The following is a 16,160-nucleotide window of genomic DNA, read 5'->3' as shown; positions in this document are numbered from 1 at the left end:
GGTGGCCGCCCGTGGCGGCCACCCCTCATGTGTGCTCGCTGCTGTGCTCGTCGGCCGCTACGGCCGCAGCGCGCGCAGCAGGAGGTCCGCCAGGTGGTCGGCGACCTCCTGGGGGCTCAGGGGGCCGCCCGGGCGGTACCAGGTCGACAGGTGGTGGACCGAGCCGAAGTGGTAGTCGACGACGAGGTCGGCCGGCGTCGCCTTGGAGAAGACGCCCTCCTCCTGACCCTCCTCGATGAGCGCACGGAAGCGTTCGTGGTAGCGCCGGCGCTCGGCGCGCACCTGCTTGTTCTTCTCGGGGCTCAGATGGTGCATCGAGCGGAAGAAGATCATCGCGTCGTCGAGGTTCTCGATCGTCGTGACGACCACGTCCGCCGCGGCGGCGCGCAGCCGCTTCTCCACGGGTTCGTCCGCGCCCGCGAGGGCGTCGAGCCGCTCCTGCTGGACGCGCAGCACGCGCGCGTACACCTCGTGCAGCAGGTCGTCCTTGGACCCGAAGTAGTGGTACAGCGCCCCCTTGGTGACGCCCGCCGCCTCGACGATCTCCTGCACCGAGGTGCGGTCGTAGCCCTGCTCGGCGAAGAGCCGGGTGGCGGCGGCAAGGAGCCGCTGCGGAACAGGAGCCCCGTCCCCGTCCGTCGTCCTGGCCACTGCCGCCACCTGCCTTTCCGTCATGCCTCACCGGCTTTCGTGCGCTCGGGAACGAAGTTCCCGACGGAGGATCTTCCCACTTGCGGTCTTGGGCAAGTCGGGCAGGATCTCCACCTGACGCGGGTATTTGTAGGCCGCCAGTGTCTCCTTGCAGTAGACGGCGAGTGCGTCGGGGTCGGTTTCGGCACCCGGACGGAGGCTGATGTAGGCCTTGACGGTCTCCCCGCGGTACCCGTCCGGCACCCCGACGACGGCCGCCTCGCGCACCGCCGGGTGCGTGTACAGCACGTCCTCGACCTCGCGCGGCCACACCTTGAAGCCGGACGCGTTGATCATGTCCTTCTTGCGGTCGACGACGTACACCCAGCCCTGTTCGTCCATGAACCCGATGTCGCCGGTGCGCAGCTCGCCGTCCGGGAAGGTCTCGGCGGACGCCTCGGGCCGCCGCCAGTAGCCGGGCACGACCTGCGGGCCGCGGACGAGGATCTCGCCCTGTTCGCCGAAGGGAACCTCTGCGCCCTGGTCGTCGACGATGCGGACGACCGAGTCCGGGCCGGGCACGCCCACGGCCAGGGTCCCGGAGACCGGGTCCACGGGCGCCTCCAGGCCCGGCGGCACGGAGGCGCAGGGCCCGCTGCACTCGGTGAGCCCGTAGCCGGTGCGGATGTACGGGCCGAAGCCGGCGCGGAACTTCTCGACCAGGGCGGGCGGCACCGGAGCACCGCCCGAGGAGAGGTTCACGAAGGAGGCGAAGTGCTCCGGGGTGCTGTCCGGGTGGGCGGCGAGCGCCATGTAGGCGGTGGACGGTCCGACCGTGTAGTGCGGGCGGTGCTCGGCGAACATCTCCAGGACCAGGCCGGGCTCGAAGCGGTAGGCGAGCACCAGCGTGCCCGCGCTGTTGAGGCAGGCGCCGAACTGGCAGACCATCCCGGTGATGTGGAACAGGGGCGCGAGGGCGTAGTAGACCGGCCCCTCGGGCAGGGCCAGGCCGGTGCGCTGCCGCTCGGCGTTGAACATGATGTTGCCGTGCGTGTTGGTGGCGCCCTTGGGGGTGCCGCTGGTGCCCGAGGTGTAGCTGATCAGGGCGATGTCGGCGGGGGCGGGGTCGCGTCCCTCGGGTGCCGTGCCGCCCTGCCGGGCGACGGTGACGAGGTCGTCGGCGTCGGCGGCCGGGGGCAGCCGCTCGAAGGTCAGCACGCGCGCGTCGTCACGGGTCTGGAAGTCCAGCTCGCAGCCGGTGAGCACGATCCGCACCGGCGAGGCGGCGGCCGTCTCGCGCAGATACGACTCCCAGGCCCGGTCGGAGCAGATCAGCGCGGCCACCTCACCGTCCCGCAGGACGTGGGCGACCTCCGCCGACTTGTACATCGGGTTGACCGGGACGACGGTGGCTCCCGCCTTCCAGGCGCCCAGGACGGCGAGCACGAAGTGCGGGGAGTTCTGCAGCAGGACGGCGACCCGGTCGCCGCGCTCCAGGCCGCGGGCGGCGAGATGACCGGCGACCGCGTCGCTCAGCTCGTCGACCTCGCGGTAGCTGAGACGGCCGTCGAAGTAGGCCAGGAAGGTGCGGTCCGGGGCCTCGGCGACCGCGCGTCGCAGCGCGTGCACCAGCGAGTCGGCCGGGGCGACGGGGGCGCGCTGGACGTCGCTCAGGAGGCTCAGCCAGGGCTTGGCCGCGTAACGCGATTCGGTCACCGGGTCGCCTCCCACTTCTGCTGGATGTGGTTCATGTTCGTCAGCCAGTGGTCGGGGTCGGTGGCCCGCGCCTGGTAGTAACCGGCGACCTCGGGGTGCGGCAGGATCAGGAAGCGGTCGTCCTCGATGCCCTTGAAGAGGGCGTCCGCGACGTCCTCCGGCTCGATCGCGGTGGGCTGGAGGACCAGGTCGCCCGCGCTGCCGGTGGCGGCGAGCATATCGGTGCGCACGCCCTGCGGGCAGATCGCGTGGACCTTCAGGCCGCGGTGGCGGTACGTCAGCGACAGCCACTCGGCGAAGGAGTAGGCGCCGTGCTTGGTGACGCTGTAGGGGGCGGCGCCGATCATGGTGAGCAGGCCGGCGGCGGAGACGGTGGAGACGAAGCGGCCGCTGCCGCGCTCCAGCCAGGCCGGGAGCAGTTCGTGGGCGGCGCGTACATGGGCCATGACGTTGACGTCCCAGGCCCGTGCCCAGACCGACTCCTCGGCCGCCTCGGAGCCACCGGAGGCGAGGCCCGCGTTGGCGCAGTAGATGTCGACCGTGCCGCCGAGTGCCTCGCGGGCCGCGCCGATGATCGCGGAGGCGTCGCCGGGGACCGCGATCTGGCCGATCTCGTCGGCGACGGCCTCGGCCTTGGCCGCGTCCAGGTCGTTGACGACGACCCGGGCGCCCTCGGCGGCGAACCGGCGGGCCAGCGCGGCCCCGATGCCCCCGCCCGCTCCGGTGACGACCACTCCCGCGTCCTGCACGGCTTCCACCATCGGTCTCCTTCGAAGCGACGCGACTCGGCTCTGCCGAGCCAGACTAACCAGTCGGTATGTGTAAGCGGAAGGGTGACTGGAAGACCTTCAGGGACCGCTGACGGCCCGCACCCGCCCCACTTACGGAGGTCAACCATGCGCCTGTCAAGACGAGGTCTCCTGGCATCGGCCACGGTGGTGGCCGTGCCGCCCGCGCCGGCGCCGGCCGGAGCCGAGCGCCACGGGCGGCTGCGCACCGGGTTCGAACGCCTCGCCGCCGACGGGTACGCCCTGCTGGAAGGACAGCGCGTCGGCGTCGTCACCAACCCGACCGGCATCACCAAGGACGTACGCCACATCGTGGATGTGATGCATGCCGACCCGCGCGTGCGGCTGACCGCCGTCTTCGGCCCCGAGCACGGCTTTCGCGGCACCGCGCAGGCGGGCGGTTCGGAGGGGCGCTACGACGACCCGGCGACCGGGCTGCCGGTCTACGACACCTACCTCAAGAGCGGCCGGCCGCTGGCGGACGTCTTCACCGCCTCCGGCGTCGACACGGTCGTCTTCGACATCCAGGACGCGGGTGCGCGCTTCTACACCTACATCTGGACCCTGTACGACTGCATGGAGGCGGCGCAGCTCGCGGGCAAGCGGTTCGTGGTGCTCGACCGGCCGAACCCGGTGACCGGGCGGTCCGCCCAAGGGCCGGTGATGCACAAGGAGTTCGCGAGCTTCGTCGGGCGTGAGCCGATCGCGCAGGCGCACGGGATGACGGTGGCGGAGCTGGCGCGGCTGTTCAACGGGGAGTTCCTGAGCGCGCCGGTCGCGCTGGAGACCGTACTGATGACGGGCTGGAAGCGGTCCGACTTCTACGACGCCGCCGGGCTGCCCTGGGTGCCGCCGAGCCCGAACATGCCGACGCCCGACACCGCCCTCGTCTACTCGGGGACGTGCCTGTTCGAGGGGACCAACCTCTCCGAGGGGCGGGGCACGACGCGGCCCTTCGAACTGCTGGGCGCGGAGGGCGTCGACGGGCGCTGGGCGGCCGCGGCGAACGAACTCGGGCTGCCGGGCGTGCGGTTCAGGGAGGCGTACTTCGCGCCCACCTTCTCCAAATTCCAGGGCAAGACGATCGGGGGTGTGCAGATCCATGTGCACGACCGGGACGCGTACGACCCGGTGCGTACCGGGATCGCGCTCCTGGTGACCGCCAAGAAGGTCTGGAGCGGCTTCGGTTGGCGGTCCGACAACTGGATCGACAAGCTCACCGGGTCCACCCGGGTGCGCACGACGATCGACGCGGGCGCGGGTGCGGACGAGGTGGTCGCCGGCTGGCAGGAAGAGCTGGCGGCGTTCCGGCGGATTCGAAAGGAATATCTGCTCTACAGGTGAGCCGCGACGTATGGCCATTCTTGCCCCCCGGCGGGACGATGCGCGCACATCGCACCACTTCGGGGGACGAGGGAGCCTGTCATGGCGGATCCTGGGATGAGCGTGACTCCCTACTGGGAGCTGACCTTCGACGCGGACGGAGACGTGGACGGCCGGGAGCGGGACCGGCTGCTGGCCGAGGTCCCGGCCCGTGCCGTCCGTGATCTGATCGTCTTCGCGCACGGCTGGAACAACGACCGGTCGGGCGCGACGGCTCTGTACCGCCAGTTCTTCGCGCCCGTCCCGAACCTGGCCGCCAAGGCGAAACTCGGCTACGTGGGTGTGATCTGGCCGTCGATGCGGTTCTGCGACGAGCCGATCCCCAACTTCCCCAAGTCCGTGGTGGCCACGGAGGCCGAGGCGGCGCCGCACCCTGCGCTGGACAGGGACACCCGGCACGCTCTCCTGGAGACCTTTCCGGGCCGGGCGACGGTCGTCGACCAGATCGCCCGGATGCTGGACCAGCAGCCCGGCGACCAGTCCGAACTGGAGGAGTTCGGACGGCTGGTGCGGCTGCTCGTCGAGGTGGTGCCGGGCGGGCCGCAGCCGCTGTTCGCGGCGGACACCCTCGCGGAGGGGGTGCCGCAGAGCGAGCCCATCCTGTTCACCGGGGACACGGCGACGGTCTGCGACGACTTCGCCGAGGCGCTGGCACACCTCCGCTCCGGCGGCGCCACGGCGGAGTTCTCGCTGCCCAACCCCTGGAACGGGGCGCGCGAGCTGCTGCGGCAGGCGACGTACTACGCGATGAAGCGGCGGGCCGGCACCGTCGGGGAACGTGGACTCGGGCGGGTGATCGGGCAGTTGGCCGGCACATCACCGGACGTACGGGTACATATGGTGGGGCACAGCTTCGGCGGGCGGCTGGTGTCGTTCGCACTGCGCGGGCTGCCCGAGGGCGTGCGCACGGTGAAGTCCGTGACACTGCTCCAAGGGGCCTTCTCGCACTACGCGTTCGCGGCGCGGCTGCCGCACGACCCGCGCGCGGGCGGGGTGCTGCAGGGCCAGCAGAACCGGATCGACGGCCCCCTGGTGTGCTGCTACTCCCACTTCGACTCGGCGCTGGGCACCCTCTACCCACTCGCGTCCCGGATGGCGGACGACGACGAATCCTTCGCGGGCTTCGACCTCGGCCGGTCCCTCGGCCCCAAGTGGGGCGCGATGGGCCACGACGGGGTGCAGGCGGTACCGGGCACCCACGCCCTGGACCTCGCCACGGCCCTGCACGGACCGCTGCCCTCATCGGGCTGCGTGAACATCGACGCGGCAGCGGTCGTCAGACACGGAGGCCCACCGGCCGGCGCACACAGCGACATCACACACCCCGAACTGACGAGGGTGGTACTGGCGGCGGGCCGCATCACATGACCCGCCGCCGGACGGCATCACCGACCGCTCCAGGCCACACCCGCCCCGCCCCGGGCAACCACCGCCCGGCGCCGCGAGACGGAGCAGGCACCGCTCGGCCTCGCAACTGAAACGGCCGACCACAGCGACCAAGGCCCCGGTCGAGGACCGGTACGCGGCGGGCCGCATCACATGACCCGCCGCCGGCCGGCATCACCGACCGCTCCAGGCCACACCCGCCCCGCCCCATGCAACCACCGCCCGGCGCCGCGAGACGGAGCAGGCACCGCTCGGCCTCGCAACTGAAACGGCCGACCACAGCGACCAAGGCCCCGGTCGAGGACCGGTACGCGGCGGGCCGCATCACATGACCCGCCGCCGTGCGGGTGTCACCGGTGTGAGGTGTACTCCACCACCTGCTGGAAGGTCGGGCGGTTCTGCCAGCTGATCTTGCCGTGCTTGATGCCGCCCAGGGTGCGCTGGACGATCGAGTCGGCGCACCACTGGTCGCCCGCCGAGCACTGGTCGTCGCCGGGGTAGACCTGGGCCGCGGTCAGGCCGGCCGCCGTCTTGAGCGTGCTGATCAGGATGTCCCGGCAGGAGCTCAGGTTCCCCGCGCCGCAGTACTTCTGCGCGAGCCCGCCCTGCACGGACTCACCTAGCACCGCCCGGATGTCCTTGTCGACATAGCTCCACCAGCCGTACTGGAAGGAGCTGCCGGCGTGCGAGCCGGTCGGGCCGTGTCCGGCCGACGGGGCCTCGTCGATCGGCAGGTTGTCGGAGAGGGCGGTGTACAGGTCGCTGCCCAGGCCGGGTTCGAACTCGGCCTTCACCAGCAGCGGCCACCACGCGTCCAGGATCCGGATGGCGTCCGCGTTGGCGTAGGTCTTCGAACCCGCCGACGTCTCCGTGCGCTTGGCGCCCGCTGTCACCCACGCCTGCAGCTTGCTCACCGCAGCCGCAGCCGTGGAGTCGGTCACCGGCGAGCTGTTGACGACCTTCAGCAGCTTCGGCAGCACGTCCTCGGCCCGCAGGTCGGCAAGGGCCGCGTCCGCCATCGCCTTCACCAGGGACGTCCGCGTCACCCCGCCGGCCGCGACCAGCTTCTTCACCCGGTCCTCCAGCAGGTTGCCGCGGTGCACCGACCCGTCGCCCCAGGACGCGGTCGTGTAGTCCTTGGCCTGCTTGTTGTTCCAGGAGACGTAGTAGTCCTGGTCGACGGAGTTGGGGTGCGCGGAGGCCGGGGTGTACTCGGCCGTGTTGGTGACCGGGTTCCAGTTCTTCCACTCGTAGGCCGCCTGCCCCCACACCGGGAACTCGGCGTCCACACCGCTCGCCCGCACCGGGTTGTCACCGCTGTTGTAGTACGCGGTGTGCTGGGAGTCGGCGTAGAACCAGTTGAAGGTGTAGTTGATGTGCTGCGCCGCGCTCTGGAAGTCCTTGGGGCCCTTGACGTAGTCGGGGTCGTTCAGCATCTGGAAGCCGATGATCGAGTCGGCCTCGTGCATGTAGGAGGAGCGCAGGGTGGTGTAGGCGACCTTCTTGCCACCGACAGTCGCCCGGTACTCCACCGGCCCGTATTTCGTCCGCCACACCCGCATCGTGTACGACCCCGCCGCGGTCCCGTCGGCGGTCGTCGGCTTCCACGCGTTCTTCTGCTCGACCTTGTCCATGGCCGTGCAGGTGCCGTGGTACAGGTAGTGGTAGTCGTCCTGGCACAGCTCGACGGCGTAGCTGTCGATGATGTCCTGACCGGAGGTCGTCGCGCTCCAGGAGTAGTCCTGGCCCCGGCCGAGTTCGACATACATGCTCAGCCCCGCGAAGGAGGCGCCGCGGGCGCTGATGCCCGGACCCTGGATCTCCTGGAGCATGAGCAGCTGCGGCGCGAAGTAGCCGGTCTGCGGTCCGAAGACGGCGACCGGGTGGCCGCTCGCGGTGTACTTGCCGCTCACCACGAGGGCGTTGGACATACCGCGCTTGGCGGAGCTGAGGGTCGTGGCCGCCGCCGTCGCCGAGGCGCTGGTGGCGCTCGTCGTGCCCGCGCTGCCCGTACGGTCGTACACCAGCGGCTCCTGGTTCACCGAACCGGCGTCGGGCAGCGCCTCGCCCTGGGGGCTGTCCGGCTTGGTCGCGTACGGGAAGCTCTCGCCGTTGTGGACGGTCAGAACGGCCTCGGGGTCGTTGCGCTCGCGGAAGGACTCCCAGACCTTGGTGCCCTCCTCCACGCCGTACTTGGACTGCGCGGCGATCAGGGAGATCGCGTTGTTGACCTCACCGCCTCCGCCCGAGCCGAAGAGCGAGCCGATGACCGAGCCGAGCGCCACCAGGTCGGTGATCTTGAAGTGGTCGATGGTGCCGGCGTTGGTGATCGAGTCCTTGTGTCCGGTCAGTACGTATTCGCCCGGAAAGTAACGCCCGCTGTCCGAGGCGTCGATATAGGCGTTGATGCCGTCCAGGTAGGCGTTGGCGTCGGAGAGGGCCTGCTGGCCGCGTGCGCCGTTGCTCGCGACGGCGTTGTCGATCTGGGCCTGCAGGTCGGCCTCGGTGTAGGGGGCGTTGCGGTAGAACTCCTGCTCAAGGCCCTGGTTGGCGGGCGCGCCGCCGGCGAACGTGGTCAGCTGGCCGCGCCCGACGTGCCGGAAGACGTCCATCAGCCACAGCCGGTCCTCAGCGGCGGCATACCCGGCGCCGAACTCCGTGCCGTATCTGGTGGTACCGGTGATGTGCGGCACACCGGTCTTCTTGTCGCGGACGATCGTCACGTCGCCGCGGTTGGCCGGCTTCTCGGTGGAGGCGACTTGGTCGGAAGCGACCCCGAACGACGCGTCGTTGAAGAACGTGTTGATCTTCGCGTCGGTGAGCCCGGAGTAGCCCGTGGCCAGGTTGGCGTAGGGGCCGAGCTGGTCCTCGGCGTGGTCGGGCTGGGTACCGAAGATCTGGTTGAGGAGGATCTGGGCGAGGGTCGCGTTGCCGTTCTCGCCGGGCGGCAGGATGTCCGAGCACTGGCCGCCGCAGTAGTCGTTGGAGGCCGTGGCCGCGGTGGCGGTCGCCTGGGTGAGCGGGGAGAGCAGACCCGCGATCAGCGCGCATACGGATGCCGTTTTCAGGAACCCGGTGAGCCTGCGGGGAGTTCTCAGTCTGGTGAACAACGCGGTGCGTGGGGTGCGCCGTGCCATGGCAGCTCCTGGGGAACGGGTGTTGGCGGGACGTTACCGCCGGTATCCCCGAGATTGAAGATGAACATGCGTCACTTTTTGAAGTAGCCCGAGGCGTTGCCCCGGCGGGTCAACCCGGGCCGTCTTATGGACGGCATCGGAAATCGAATGGAGCCGAATCGTGTGTCGATACGTCTATTCGGCGACGTCGAGTGAAGTCCCTACGGCGACGCCGAAGTGACCGAAGAACAGGTGCAGGTGTGACGGAGGTGCAGGGCGATGGCCGGTTTCCGGAGTCTGGCGAGACAGGTGCGAGATCCGCGGTGCGACCTGGCGCTACGGCGCTACTCACTGCGCAAGTGCCTGGAGAGGTTCGCTCCTTACGGACACAGGGCGACCTGGGACCATCTGTGCTCGCGGGCCGGGTTCGGCCCCGAGGACCGGTCCCCCGATCCGGCGCGTCTCGTGGCCGCGTTGGATGAACTGGAGGAGGCGCGGGCGGTCTGGCTCGCCTATGAGGTGGAGTTCGCCGAGCGCCGCAAGAAGGAGAAGCACGGCGGGCTGCGCCGGCCGGGCAGCGTGGACGACTGGCACCGGCTGACCTGGGGCGGCTTCGGTGTCGCCTGGTGCGACGACCCGCGTGTCCACCCCCATGAACCACTGGCCGAGGTGCTGCGACGGCTGATCGCCGCCCTGGAACGCGAACCGGGCTCGTCCTGCCCGGTGTGCGACGGGGAGCGCCTCATCTGGAAGTACGACCTGGACCACGAACCCTCTGCGGGTCCGGTCTGCGCGGACTGCGGGATTCTGGTACCCCGGCCCGTACTCACCCCCGAGGCGCTGGCCTACGCCAGGCGCGGCAGGCTGCTCGTGTCGGCCTGAGGCATGCCGGGGGTGCGCCGGGGATGCCGCACCCCCTACCGAAGGGGACAGTACCGGTCGTCGGCCGAAGGGCGGCGCGACTCTAGCAGCGGATAATCCGGTCGCTCCATCCGTTTCCCGTCCGGACAGTGGGAGGCGATGAAACACGCCTGAGCAACCACGTCCGAGGAGTCCGACATGTCGACGCTGCGCGTCACCGCCGAAGTGCTGACCGTCCATGAGCATCCCAACGCCGATGCGCTCGAACTGGCCCAGGTGGGCCTGTACCGGGCGGTCGTCGCCAAGGGCGCGTATCGCACCGGTGAGGCCGCCGTCTACATCCCCGAGCAGTCCGTGCTCCCGGCCGGGCTGATCGAGGAGTTGGGGCTGACCGGACGGCTGGCGGGCGGCAACGCGGACCGGGTCAAGGCGGTGCGGCTGCGCGGGGAGCTGTCGCAGGGCATCGTGTGCCGGCCGAAGGCGCTCGCGGACGTCGACCTGGCGCGGGCCGCGGCGGACGGCACCGACTTCGCGGAAGCGCTCGGCATCACCAAGTGGGTGCCGCCGATCCCGCCGACCATGAACGGCGACGTCGAGTCCGCGCCGGATCTGCTGCCCTGGGTCGACATCGAGAACATCCAGCGCTACCCCGGGATATTCACCGCGGGCGAGGATGTGGTCCTGACCGAGAAGGTGCACGGTTCGGCGTGTCTGCTGACGTATGTCGCCGACGAGGGCCGGGTGTTCGTGTCCTCCAAGGGCTTCGGCGCCAAGTCCCTCGCGCTGAAAGAGGATCCGCGGAACCTGTACTGGCGGGCGGTCCGGGGTCATGGGGTCGCCGAGGCGGCCGCACGACTCGCGGAGCGGCTCGGGGCGCGGCGCGTCGGGATCTTCGGGGAGGTGTACGGAGCGGGGGTGCAGGACCTGACGTACGGGGCCGACGGGCGCCGGGAGACGCTCGGGTACGCGGTGTTCGACGTGTCCGCGGAGATCGACGGTGCCGTGCGCTGGCTGGACGCGGTGGAGTCGCTGGAGGGGGAACTGCCGCTGGTGCCACGGCTGTACGAGGGGCCGTACGACATCGACCGGGTGCTGGAGTTCGCCAGTGGGCGGGAGACCGTCTCCGGGCGTGGGCTCCACCTCCGGGAGGGTGTGGTCGTACGGAGCGCTGTCGAGCGGTACAGCCCCGTGACCGGGGGCCGGGCGATCGCGAAGGCGGTCAGTCCGGCCTATCTGACCCGGAAGGGCGGGACCGAGTACGAGTAGCTGCGCTGGGCGGGTTGCACAGTTGCGCTGTGCTGGGGCCGGGCGGGGGTGGGTGCGCTCGCCCGCGCTTGCGGGGTGCCGCTGCGCCCACCCGTGCCGCCTGGGGGTCCCCCCTGCTCGAAGAGCTTGGGGGAGGCACGACTGCCCGCAGCTACGGTGCGAGTCAGCGGCGTTCCAGCAGCAGGCGTGAGCCCGGTCCTCGTTCGCCGAACGCGTCGTCGGGGTTGGACAGGACGCAGGTGTCGAGGGACAGGCAGCCGCAGCCGATGCAGTCGGTGAGGTGGTCGCGGAGACGGTTCAGCTGCTTGATGCGCTCGTCGAGCTCGGAGCGCCAGGCCTCCGAGAGGCGCGCCCAGTCCTCACGGGTGGGGGTGCGTTCCTCGGGGAGCTCGGCGAGGGCCTCGCGGATCGTGGCGAGGGGGATGCCGACCCGCTGCGCGGCCCGCACGAAGGCGACGCGGCGCAGGGTGTCACGGGTGTAGCGGCGTTGGTTGCCGGTGGTGCGCCGGCTGCTGATCAGGCCCTTGGACTCGTAGAAGTGCAGGGCGGAGACGGCGGCGCCGCTGCGCGCGGACAACTGGCCGACGGTCAGCTCGTGGATCTTCTCGGGGATCTGGGGCACCTCTCAGAGCCTACCCACCGATCATCCGCGCCGTCCGTTGACATCGGTCCCGCCGCCGACCATGCTAAGCAGTTGCTTAGGTATGGTGATTCCGTGACGCGAGAGGCCGGGAACATGGCAGAACCGAGGATCTTCACCTCCCCCGACGAGCTGAAGGCGGCCGTGGGCGAGCAGCTGGGGTACACCGACTGGCTGGAGGTCGACCAGAAGCGGATCGACCTCTTCGCGGAGGCCACCGGCGACCACCAGTGGATCCACGTCGACCCGGAGAAGGCGGCCGCGGGACCGTTCGGGACGACCATCGCGCACGGCTATCTGACCCTGTCGCTGCTGCCGCTGTTCGGACCGCAGCTGATCTCGGTCGAGGGCGTGAAGATGGGCGTCAACTACGGGACGAACAAGGTCCGCTTCCCCTCGCCCGTCCCGGTCGGCTCCCGGCTGCGCGCCACCGCGAAGATCACCGGCGTCGAGGACGTCACCGGCGGCGTGCAGGTGACGGTGGCCTTCAGCGTGGAACGCGAGGGCGGGGACAAGCCGGTCTGCGTCGCGGAGTCCGTCTCCCGCTACTACATCTGACGCTCGGCATCCGGCCCTCGGCGCCCGGCGGGCCGGGGCCTACTTCGCCCCGACCATCCGCAGGACGAGGTCGGCGTAGAGCGCGCCGACCTCCTCGGGCGTCCGGGAGCCCTCCACGTTGAACCAGCGGGCCACGTCGATGCACAGCGACAGCACCGCGAGGGTGGTGCCTTGGAGGTCCAGTACGTCGAACTCGCCGGCCGCGACGCCCTCCTCGATGATGCCGCGCACCTCGGCGTCGACCTGGCGGCGCAGCGCGAGGATCTCGGCGCGGGCGTCCGGCCCGAGCGCCTCCAGCTCGTACTGCACCACACGGGCGGTGGTGCGCCGCCCGGCGTGCCAGCGGACGAAGGAGCTCACGGCGTCGGCGAGCCGCTCCGTCGCGCTGCCCTCGCGCCGGGCCGCCGTACGGAGGATGTCCAGGGCCCTGTCGTGGCCGATCCGGCTGATCCGGTGGAGCAGCTCCTCCTTGGTCTTGTAGTGGATGTAGAGCGCGGCCGGGCTCATGCCCGCGCGGCCCGCGATGTCGCGGGTCGTCGTCGCGTGGTAGCCCCGCTCGGCGAAGGCCTCCACGGCCGCGACGAGCAGGCGCCGGGCCGCCTCAGGGGTGACCTCTTCCCACGGCTCGACCTCGCCGCCGGTCGTCTCCTCGGCCGTACTCATCGCTCGCTAGCCCCTCTCGGTGACAGGAGCTACACCATACCGCCGAAGGTGAGCGGTCGCTTAGAGTGCCTGCTCAGATCTTCTCGAAGGGATCGTGGTCGGCGAGGAGCTTCTCCAGCCGCGCCTGGTCGACCCTGCTCACGATCTGGCCGGCCTCCTGACGGTCCCTGATCACCTTGGCCAGGGTGAACGCGGAGGTCACCAGGTACAGGACCGCGATGGCCAGGAAGGCCCGGACCCAGGCGTCGGTGTCCAGCCGGTAGATGCCGATGGACGTGGCCGCCATGGCGATGGCGAAGGAGGCGACGGCCTGCCCGTAGAACGCGGCCGTACTCTGCTGCTTGACCGGTGTGTCACTCATGGGGACAGCCTCTTCGGGCGCGGTCCCCGGCACATCCGCCGACGTACTCAGAGCGGTACTCAGAACTAGAACGCCGAAACTCCCGTCAGCGCCCGTCCGATGAGCAGCTTCTGGATCTGGCTGGTGCCCTCGTAGAGGGTCATCACCCGGGCGTCGCGCAGCAGTTTGCCCGCCGGGTACTCGTCGATGTAGCCGTAGCCGCCGAAGACCTGAAGGGCGTTGTTCGCGGCGCGGACGGCCGCCTCGGAGGCGAAGAGCTTGGCCTTGGAGGACTCGACGGCGAAGGGCAGCCCGCGGTCGATCAGATCGGCGACCCGCCAGGTCAGCAGCCGGGCCGCGTCGACGTCGACCGCGATGTCGCTGATCAGTTCCTGCACCAGCTGGTGGCGGGCGATGGGCTTGCCGAACTGCTCGCGCTCGCCGGCGTACCGCACGGCCGCGTCCAGGGCGGCCTGCGCTATGCCGACGCTGCCCGCGGCGACCGACATACGGCCCTTGGCGAGCGCGGACATGGCGACCGTGAAGCCCTTGCCCTCCTCGCCCAGCATCGCCGAGGCCGGGACCCGTACGTCCTCCAGGACCAGTTCGGCGGTGGTCTGGCCGCGCAGGCCGAGCTTGCCGTGGATGGTGTGCCGGGTCAGGCCCGGGGTGTCGGTGGGCACGAGGAAGGCCGAGACGCCCTTGTGGCCGGGGGCGTCCGTGGAGCGGGCGAACAGGAGCACGACGTCGGCCCAGGTGCCGTTCGTGATGAACATCTTGGTGCCGTTGACGACATAGTCCTCGCCGTCGCGCACGGCCCGGGTGGACAGGTTGCCCGCGTCGGATCCGGTGCCCGGTTCGGTCAGCCCGAAGCAGCCGACGTACTCGCCGGACGTGAGGCCGGGCAGCCAGCGGCGCTTCTGCTCCTCGCTCCCCCAGGCCGCGACGGACTTCGCGACGAGGCCGAGGGAGACGGACACGATCCCCCGGGCCGAGGAGTCGCCCCGCCCCAGCTCCTCCGTGACCAGGCAGTACGCAAGGTGATCGCCGCCCGAGCCGCCGTACTCCTCGTCGACGGTCAGCCCGAGGAAGCCGACCTCGCCGAGCTTCTTCACGATGCCCCGGTCGATTTCCTCGGCCCGGTCCCAGGCCACCACATGGGGGACGATCTCCCGCTCGACGAAGTCCCGGGCGAGCTGCCGGACTGCGGTCTGCTCCTCGCTGAGCTCCAGGTTCACGACGAGATCACCCCACGGTTGACGGAACGCACGGCGGACCTTGAAAGCCGTACATTTAAATTAGCACTGCTAGTTTCAAGGTGCAGCCCTACTATGTGCGCCATGGCCCGACCGCGCAAGCCCCTCCTCAGCACCGACCGGATCATCGAGACGGCACGCGAGCTCGTGGACGCGGAGGGCCTGGCGGCCGTCTCCACCCGCCGGCTCGCCGCCGAGCTGGGGGTGAGCGGGCCCTCGCTCTACAACCACTTCCGCACGAAGGACGAGATCCTGGAGGCGGTCGCGGACTCGGTCAGCGCCCAGGTCGATCTGTCGATGTTCGAGGACGGCCGGGACTGGCGGACCGCGCTGCACGACTGGGCCGTCTCCTACCGGTCCGCCCTGCGCGACCACCCGCACATCGTCCCGGTCCTGGCCACCGGACCCGGCCGCCGCCCCGCCGGGCTGCGGCTCGCCGACGCCGTCTACGGCGGGATGGTCGGCGCCGGCTGGCCGCCCGCGCAGGCCACGTCCATCGGCGCGCTGATGCGGTACTTCATCATGGGCTCCGCGCTCGGCTCGTTCGCCGGGGGCTTCGTGGACGACGAGAGCGCGTACGACCCCGCCGACTACCCGCACCTCGGGCAGGCCCACCGCCTCGCCGAGCAGCAGGAGAAGATCGACGAGCGCGCCTTCGAGACGGGTCTGACGGCGCTGCTGGACGGGCTGGCCCAGCAGTACGCGCAGGTCGGGCCGAGCGCGTAACGACACTTCGGCGGCCACCGAAGTGTCGGTGCCGCATCCTGGGGTGCATGACCACCAAGGACCCGCAGGCGCGCGGACTCGCGGCGCTGGCCGCGCTGATCGCGGACGAGACGCGGGCCGCGTGTCTGCTGGCGCTGCTCGACGGGCGGGCCTGGACGGCCGGTGAGCTGGCCCGGCACGCGGGCGTCGCCGCGTCCACGCTGAGCGAGCACCTGGGCAGGCTGGTCGCGGGCGGACTGCTGGCCGAGGAACGGCAGGGGCGGCACCGGTACGTACGGCTGGCCGACGCCCGGGCGGCACAGCTGATCGAGGACCTGGCCACGCATGTCGCGCCGGTGGCCCGGCGCCCGCGCACCCTGCGGGAGTCCACCGCGGGCTCCGCCATGGCCCGCGGCCGCACCTGCTACGACCACCTCGCCGGGCGGCTGGGCATCGCGCTCACGGACGCGCTGACCGAGCGTGGGCTGCTCCGCCAGGACACCGGGTTCGCGCTCACCCAGGCCGGCCTCGACTGGTTCGGCTCGGCCGGCATCACCCTCGACCGCGGCGGGCGCCGCCCCCTGGCCCGGGCCTGCCTCGACTGGACCGAACGCCGGCCCCACCTCGCGGGGGTCGCGGGCGCGGCGCTGTGCCGCCATGCCCTGGACACGGGGTGGTGCGTACGGATCGGCTCCGAGCGCGCGGTGAAGGTGACTGCGTCGGGGGAGCGGGCGCTGTCCGAGTTGCTCGGGATCGAGCGGGGGGCTTTGTGCTGAGTCCGGCTACCGGGGTGGGGGGGTTCTGTGGTGTGCCGAGTGCGGGTGGGTCGGGGCTGGTCGCGCCCACGCGGCG

General features: G+C 70.8%; 15 protein-coding genes. 7 read left to right on the top strand and 8 right to left on the bottom strand.

All coding sequences use genetic code 11. The features are described 5' to 3' along the window. Positions 1–57 precede the first annotated feature (57 nt). From AB0I54_RS16250 to AB0I54_RS16240, 3 genes are read right to left on the bottom strand one after another with little or no spacing between them, the layout of a single operon-like run. A complete protein-coding gene (locus tag AB0I54_RS16250; RefSeq protein WP_363296639.1) occupies positions 58–651 on the bottom strand; it encodes a TetR/AcrR family transcriptional regulator in 594 nt (197 codons plus the stop codon). A 27-nt stretch (positions 652–678) separates the two neighbouring features. Continuing rightward, positions 679–2,346: an AMP-binding protein gene (locus AB0I54_RS16245; protein ID WP_363296638.1), complete on the bottom strand. Its 1,668-nt coding sequence runs from the start codon at positions 2,344–2,346 to the stop codon at positions 679–681. Then, on the bottom strand, positions 2,343–3,107 hold the full coding sequence (locus AB0I54_RS16240; protein WP_363296637.1) for an SDR family oxidoreductase: 765 nt from the start codon (positions 3,105–3,107) through the stop codon (positions 2,343–2,345). The genes AB0I54_RS16245 and AB0I54_RS16240 overlap by 4 nt, the downstream gene beginning before the upstream one ends. Before the next feature lie 135 nt (positions 3,108–3,242). On the opposite strand from AB0I54_RS16240, the gene AB0I54_RS16235 reads away from it, so the two are divergent. Then, positions 3,243–4,478 carry a DUF1343 domain-containing protein gene (locus tag AB0I54_RS16235; protein WP_363296636.1) on the top strand — a complete coding sequence of 412 codons (1,236 nt, stop codon included), beginning with the start codon at positions 3,243–3,245 and terminating at the stop codon, positions 4,476–4,478. A gap of 81 nt (positions 4,479–4,559) precedes the next feature. Continuing rightward, positions 4,560–5,885 (top strand): serine-threonine protein kinase, encoded by a 1,326-nt coding sequence (locus AB0I54_RS16230; protein ID WP_363296635.1) that lies wholly within the window; start codon positions 4,560–4,562, stop codon positions 5,883–5,885. Between the two features lie 368 nt (positions 5,886–6,253). Here AB0I54_RS16230 and AB0I54_RS16225 read toward each other — a convergent pair whose 3' ends face one another. Beyond that, the gene (locus tag AB0I54_RS16225; protein WP_363296634.1) at positions 6,254–9,040 is read right to left on the bottom strand and encodes a penicillin acylase family protein; all 2,787 of its coding nucleotides are present in this window, start codon (positions 9,038–9,040) and stop codon (positions 6,254–6,256) included. Between the two features lie 258 nt (positions 9,041–9,298). Here AB0I54_RS16225 and AB0I54_RS16220 point away from each other — a divergent pair, with 258 nt between their 5' ends. Next, entirely contained in the window at positions 9,299–9,901 is a 603-nt protein-coding gene (locus AB0I54_RS16220; protein WP_363296633.1) for a hypothetical protein, read from the top strand. A gap of 177 nt (positions 9,902–10,078) precedes the next feature. Beyond that, entirely contained in the window at positions 10,079–11,146 is a 1,068-nt protein-coding gene (locus AB0I54_RS16215; protein WP_363296632.1) for an RNA ligase (ATP), read from the top strand. A gap of 163 nt (positions 11,147–11,309) precedes the next feature. Here the strand turns inward: AB0I54_RS16215 and soxR are convergent, their stop codons facing one another. After that, positions 11,310–11,768, bottom strand: a complete 459-nt coding sequence (gene soxR / locus AB0I54_RS16210; protein ID WP_363296631.1) for a redox-sensitive transcriptional activator SoxR — start codon at positions 11,766–11,768, stop codon at positions 11,310–11,312. Between the two features lie 114 nt (positions 11,769–11,882). Here soxR and AB0I54_RS16205 point away from each other — a divergent pair, with 114 nt between their 5' ends. Beyond that, positions 11,883–12,344, top strand: a complete 462-nt coding sequence (locus AB0I54_RS16205; RefSeq protein WP_363296945.1) for a MaoC family dehydratase — start codon at positions 11,883–11,885, stop codon at positions 12,342–12,344. A 39-nt stretch (positions 12,345–12,383) separates the two neighbouring features. Here the strand turns inward: AB0I54_RS16205 and AB0I54_RS16200 are convergent, their stop codons facing one another. From AB0I54_RS16200 to AB0I54_RS16190, 3 genes are all read right to left on the bottom strand, one after another. Beyond that, positions 12,384–13,007, bottom strand: coding sequence for a TetR/AcrR family transcriptional regulator (locus tag AB0I54_RS16200; protein ID WP_363296630.1), 624 nt, complete (start codon positions 13,005–13,007; stop codon positions 12,384–12,386). A gap of 73 nt (positions 13,008–13,080) precedes the next feature. Next, on the bottom strand, positions 13,081–13,368 hold the full coding sequence (locus AB0I54_RS16195) for a YiaA/YiaB family inner membrane protein (protein WP_363296629.1): 288 nt from the start codon (positions 13,366–13,368) through the stop codon (positions 13,081–13,083). A gap of 65 nt (positions 13,369–13,433) precedes the next feature. Next, on the bottom strand, positions 13,434–14,585 hold the full coding sequence (locus AB0I54_RS16190; protein ID WP_363296628.1) for an acyl-CoA dehydrogenase family protein: 1,152 nt from the start codon (positions 14,583–14,585) through the stop codon (positions 13,434–13,436). A gap of 102 nt (positions 14,586–14,687) precedes the next feature. Between AB0I54_RS16190 and AB0I54_RS16185 the strand changes: the two genes are divergently transcribed. Together AB0I54_RS16185 and AB0I54_RS16180 are read left to right on the top strand one after the other, a co-directional pair. Continuing rightward, positions 14,688–15,329, top strand: a complete 642-nt coding sequence (locus AB0I54_RS16185; RefSeq protein ID WP_363296627.1) for a TetR/AcrR family transcriptional regulator — start codon at positions 14,688–14,690, stop codon at positions 15,327–15,329. Positions 15,330–15,376: 47 nt separating this feature from the next. Further along, on the top strand, positions 15,377–16,084 hold the full coding sequence (locus AB0I54_RS16180; protein ID WP_363296626.1) for a winged helix-turn-helix domain-containing protein: 708 nt from the start codon (positions 15,377–15,379) through the stop codon (positions 16,082–16,084). Positions 16,085–16,160 lie beyond the last annotated feature (76 nt).

The organism is Streptomyces sp. NPDC050625, assembly GCF_040654755.1.
Classification (GTDB): Bacteria; Actinomycetota; Actinomycetes; order Streptomycetales; family Streptomycetaceae; genus Streptomyces.
Note: the sequence above shows the minus strand (reverse complement) of the source record. Positions and strands in the feature narration are given on the sequence as shown.

Bases quoted from the DNA above. Each gene is read 5' to 3' on its own strand.
- AB0I54_RS16240 (WP_363296637.1), bottom strand. From the start codon at position 3,107: ATGGTGGAAGCCGTGCAGGACGCGGGAGTGGTCGTCACCGGAGCGGGC.
- AB0I54_RS16235 (WP_363296636.1), top strand. From the start codon at position 3,243: ATGCGCCTGTCAAGACGAGGTCTCCTGGCATCGGCCACGGTGGTGGCC.
- AB0I54_RS16230 (WP_363296635.1), top strand. From the start codon at position 4,560: ATGGCGGATCCTGGGATGAGCGTGACTCCCTACTGGGAGCTGACCTTC.
- AB0I54_RS16225 (WP_363296634.1), bottom strand. From the start codon at position 9,040: ATGGCACGGCGCACCCCACGCACCGCGTTGTTCACCAGACTGAGAACT.
- AB0I54_RS16220 (WP_363296633.1), top strand. From the start codon at position 9,299: ATGGCCGGTTTCCGGAGTCTGGCGAGACAGGTGCGAGATCCGCGGTGC.
- AB0I54_RS16215 (WP_363296632.1), top strand. From the start codon at position 10,079: ATGTCGACGCTGCGCGTCACCGCCGAAGTGCTGACCGTCCATGAGCAT.
- AB0I54_RS16205 (WP_363296945.1), top strand. From the start codon at position 11,883: ATGGCAGAACCGAGGATCTTCACCTCCCCCGACGAGCTGAAGGCGGCC.
- AB0I54_RS16200 (WP_363296630.1), bottom strand. From the start codon at position 13,007: ATGAGTACGGCCGAGGAGACGACCGGCGGCGAGGTCGAGCCGTGGGAA.
- AB0I54_RS16195 (WP_363296629.1), bottom strand. From the start codon at position 13,368: ATGAGTGACACACCGGTCAAGCAGCAGAGTACGGCCGCGTTCTACGGG.
- AB0I54_RS16185 (WP_363296627.1), top strand. From the start codon at position 14,688: ATGGCCCGACCGCGCAAGCCCCTCCTCAGCACCGACCGGATCATCGAG.
- AB0I54_RS16180 (WP_363296626.1), top strand. From the start codon at position 15,377: ATGACCACCAAGGACCCGCAGGCGCGCGGACTCGCGGCGCTGGCCGCG.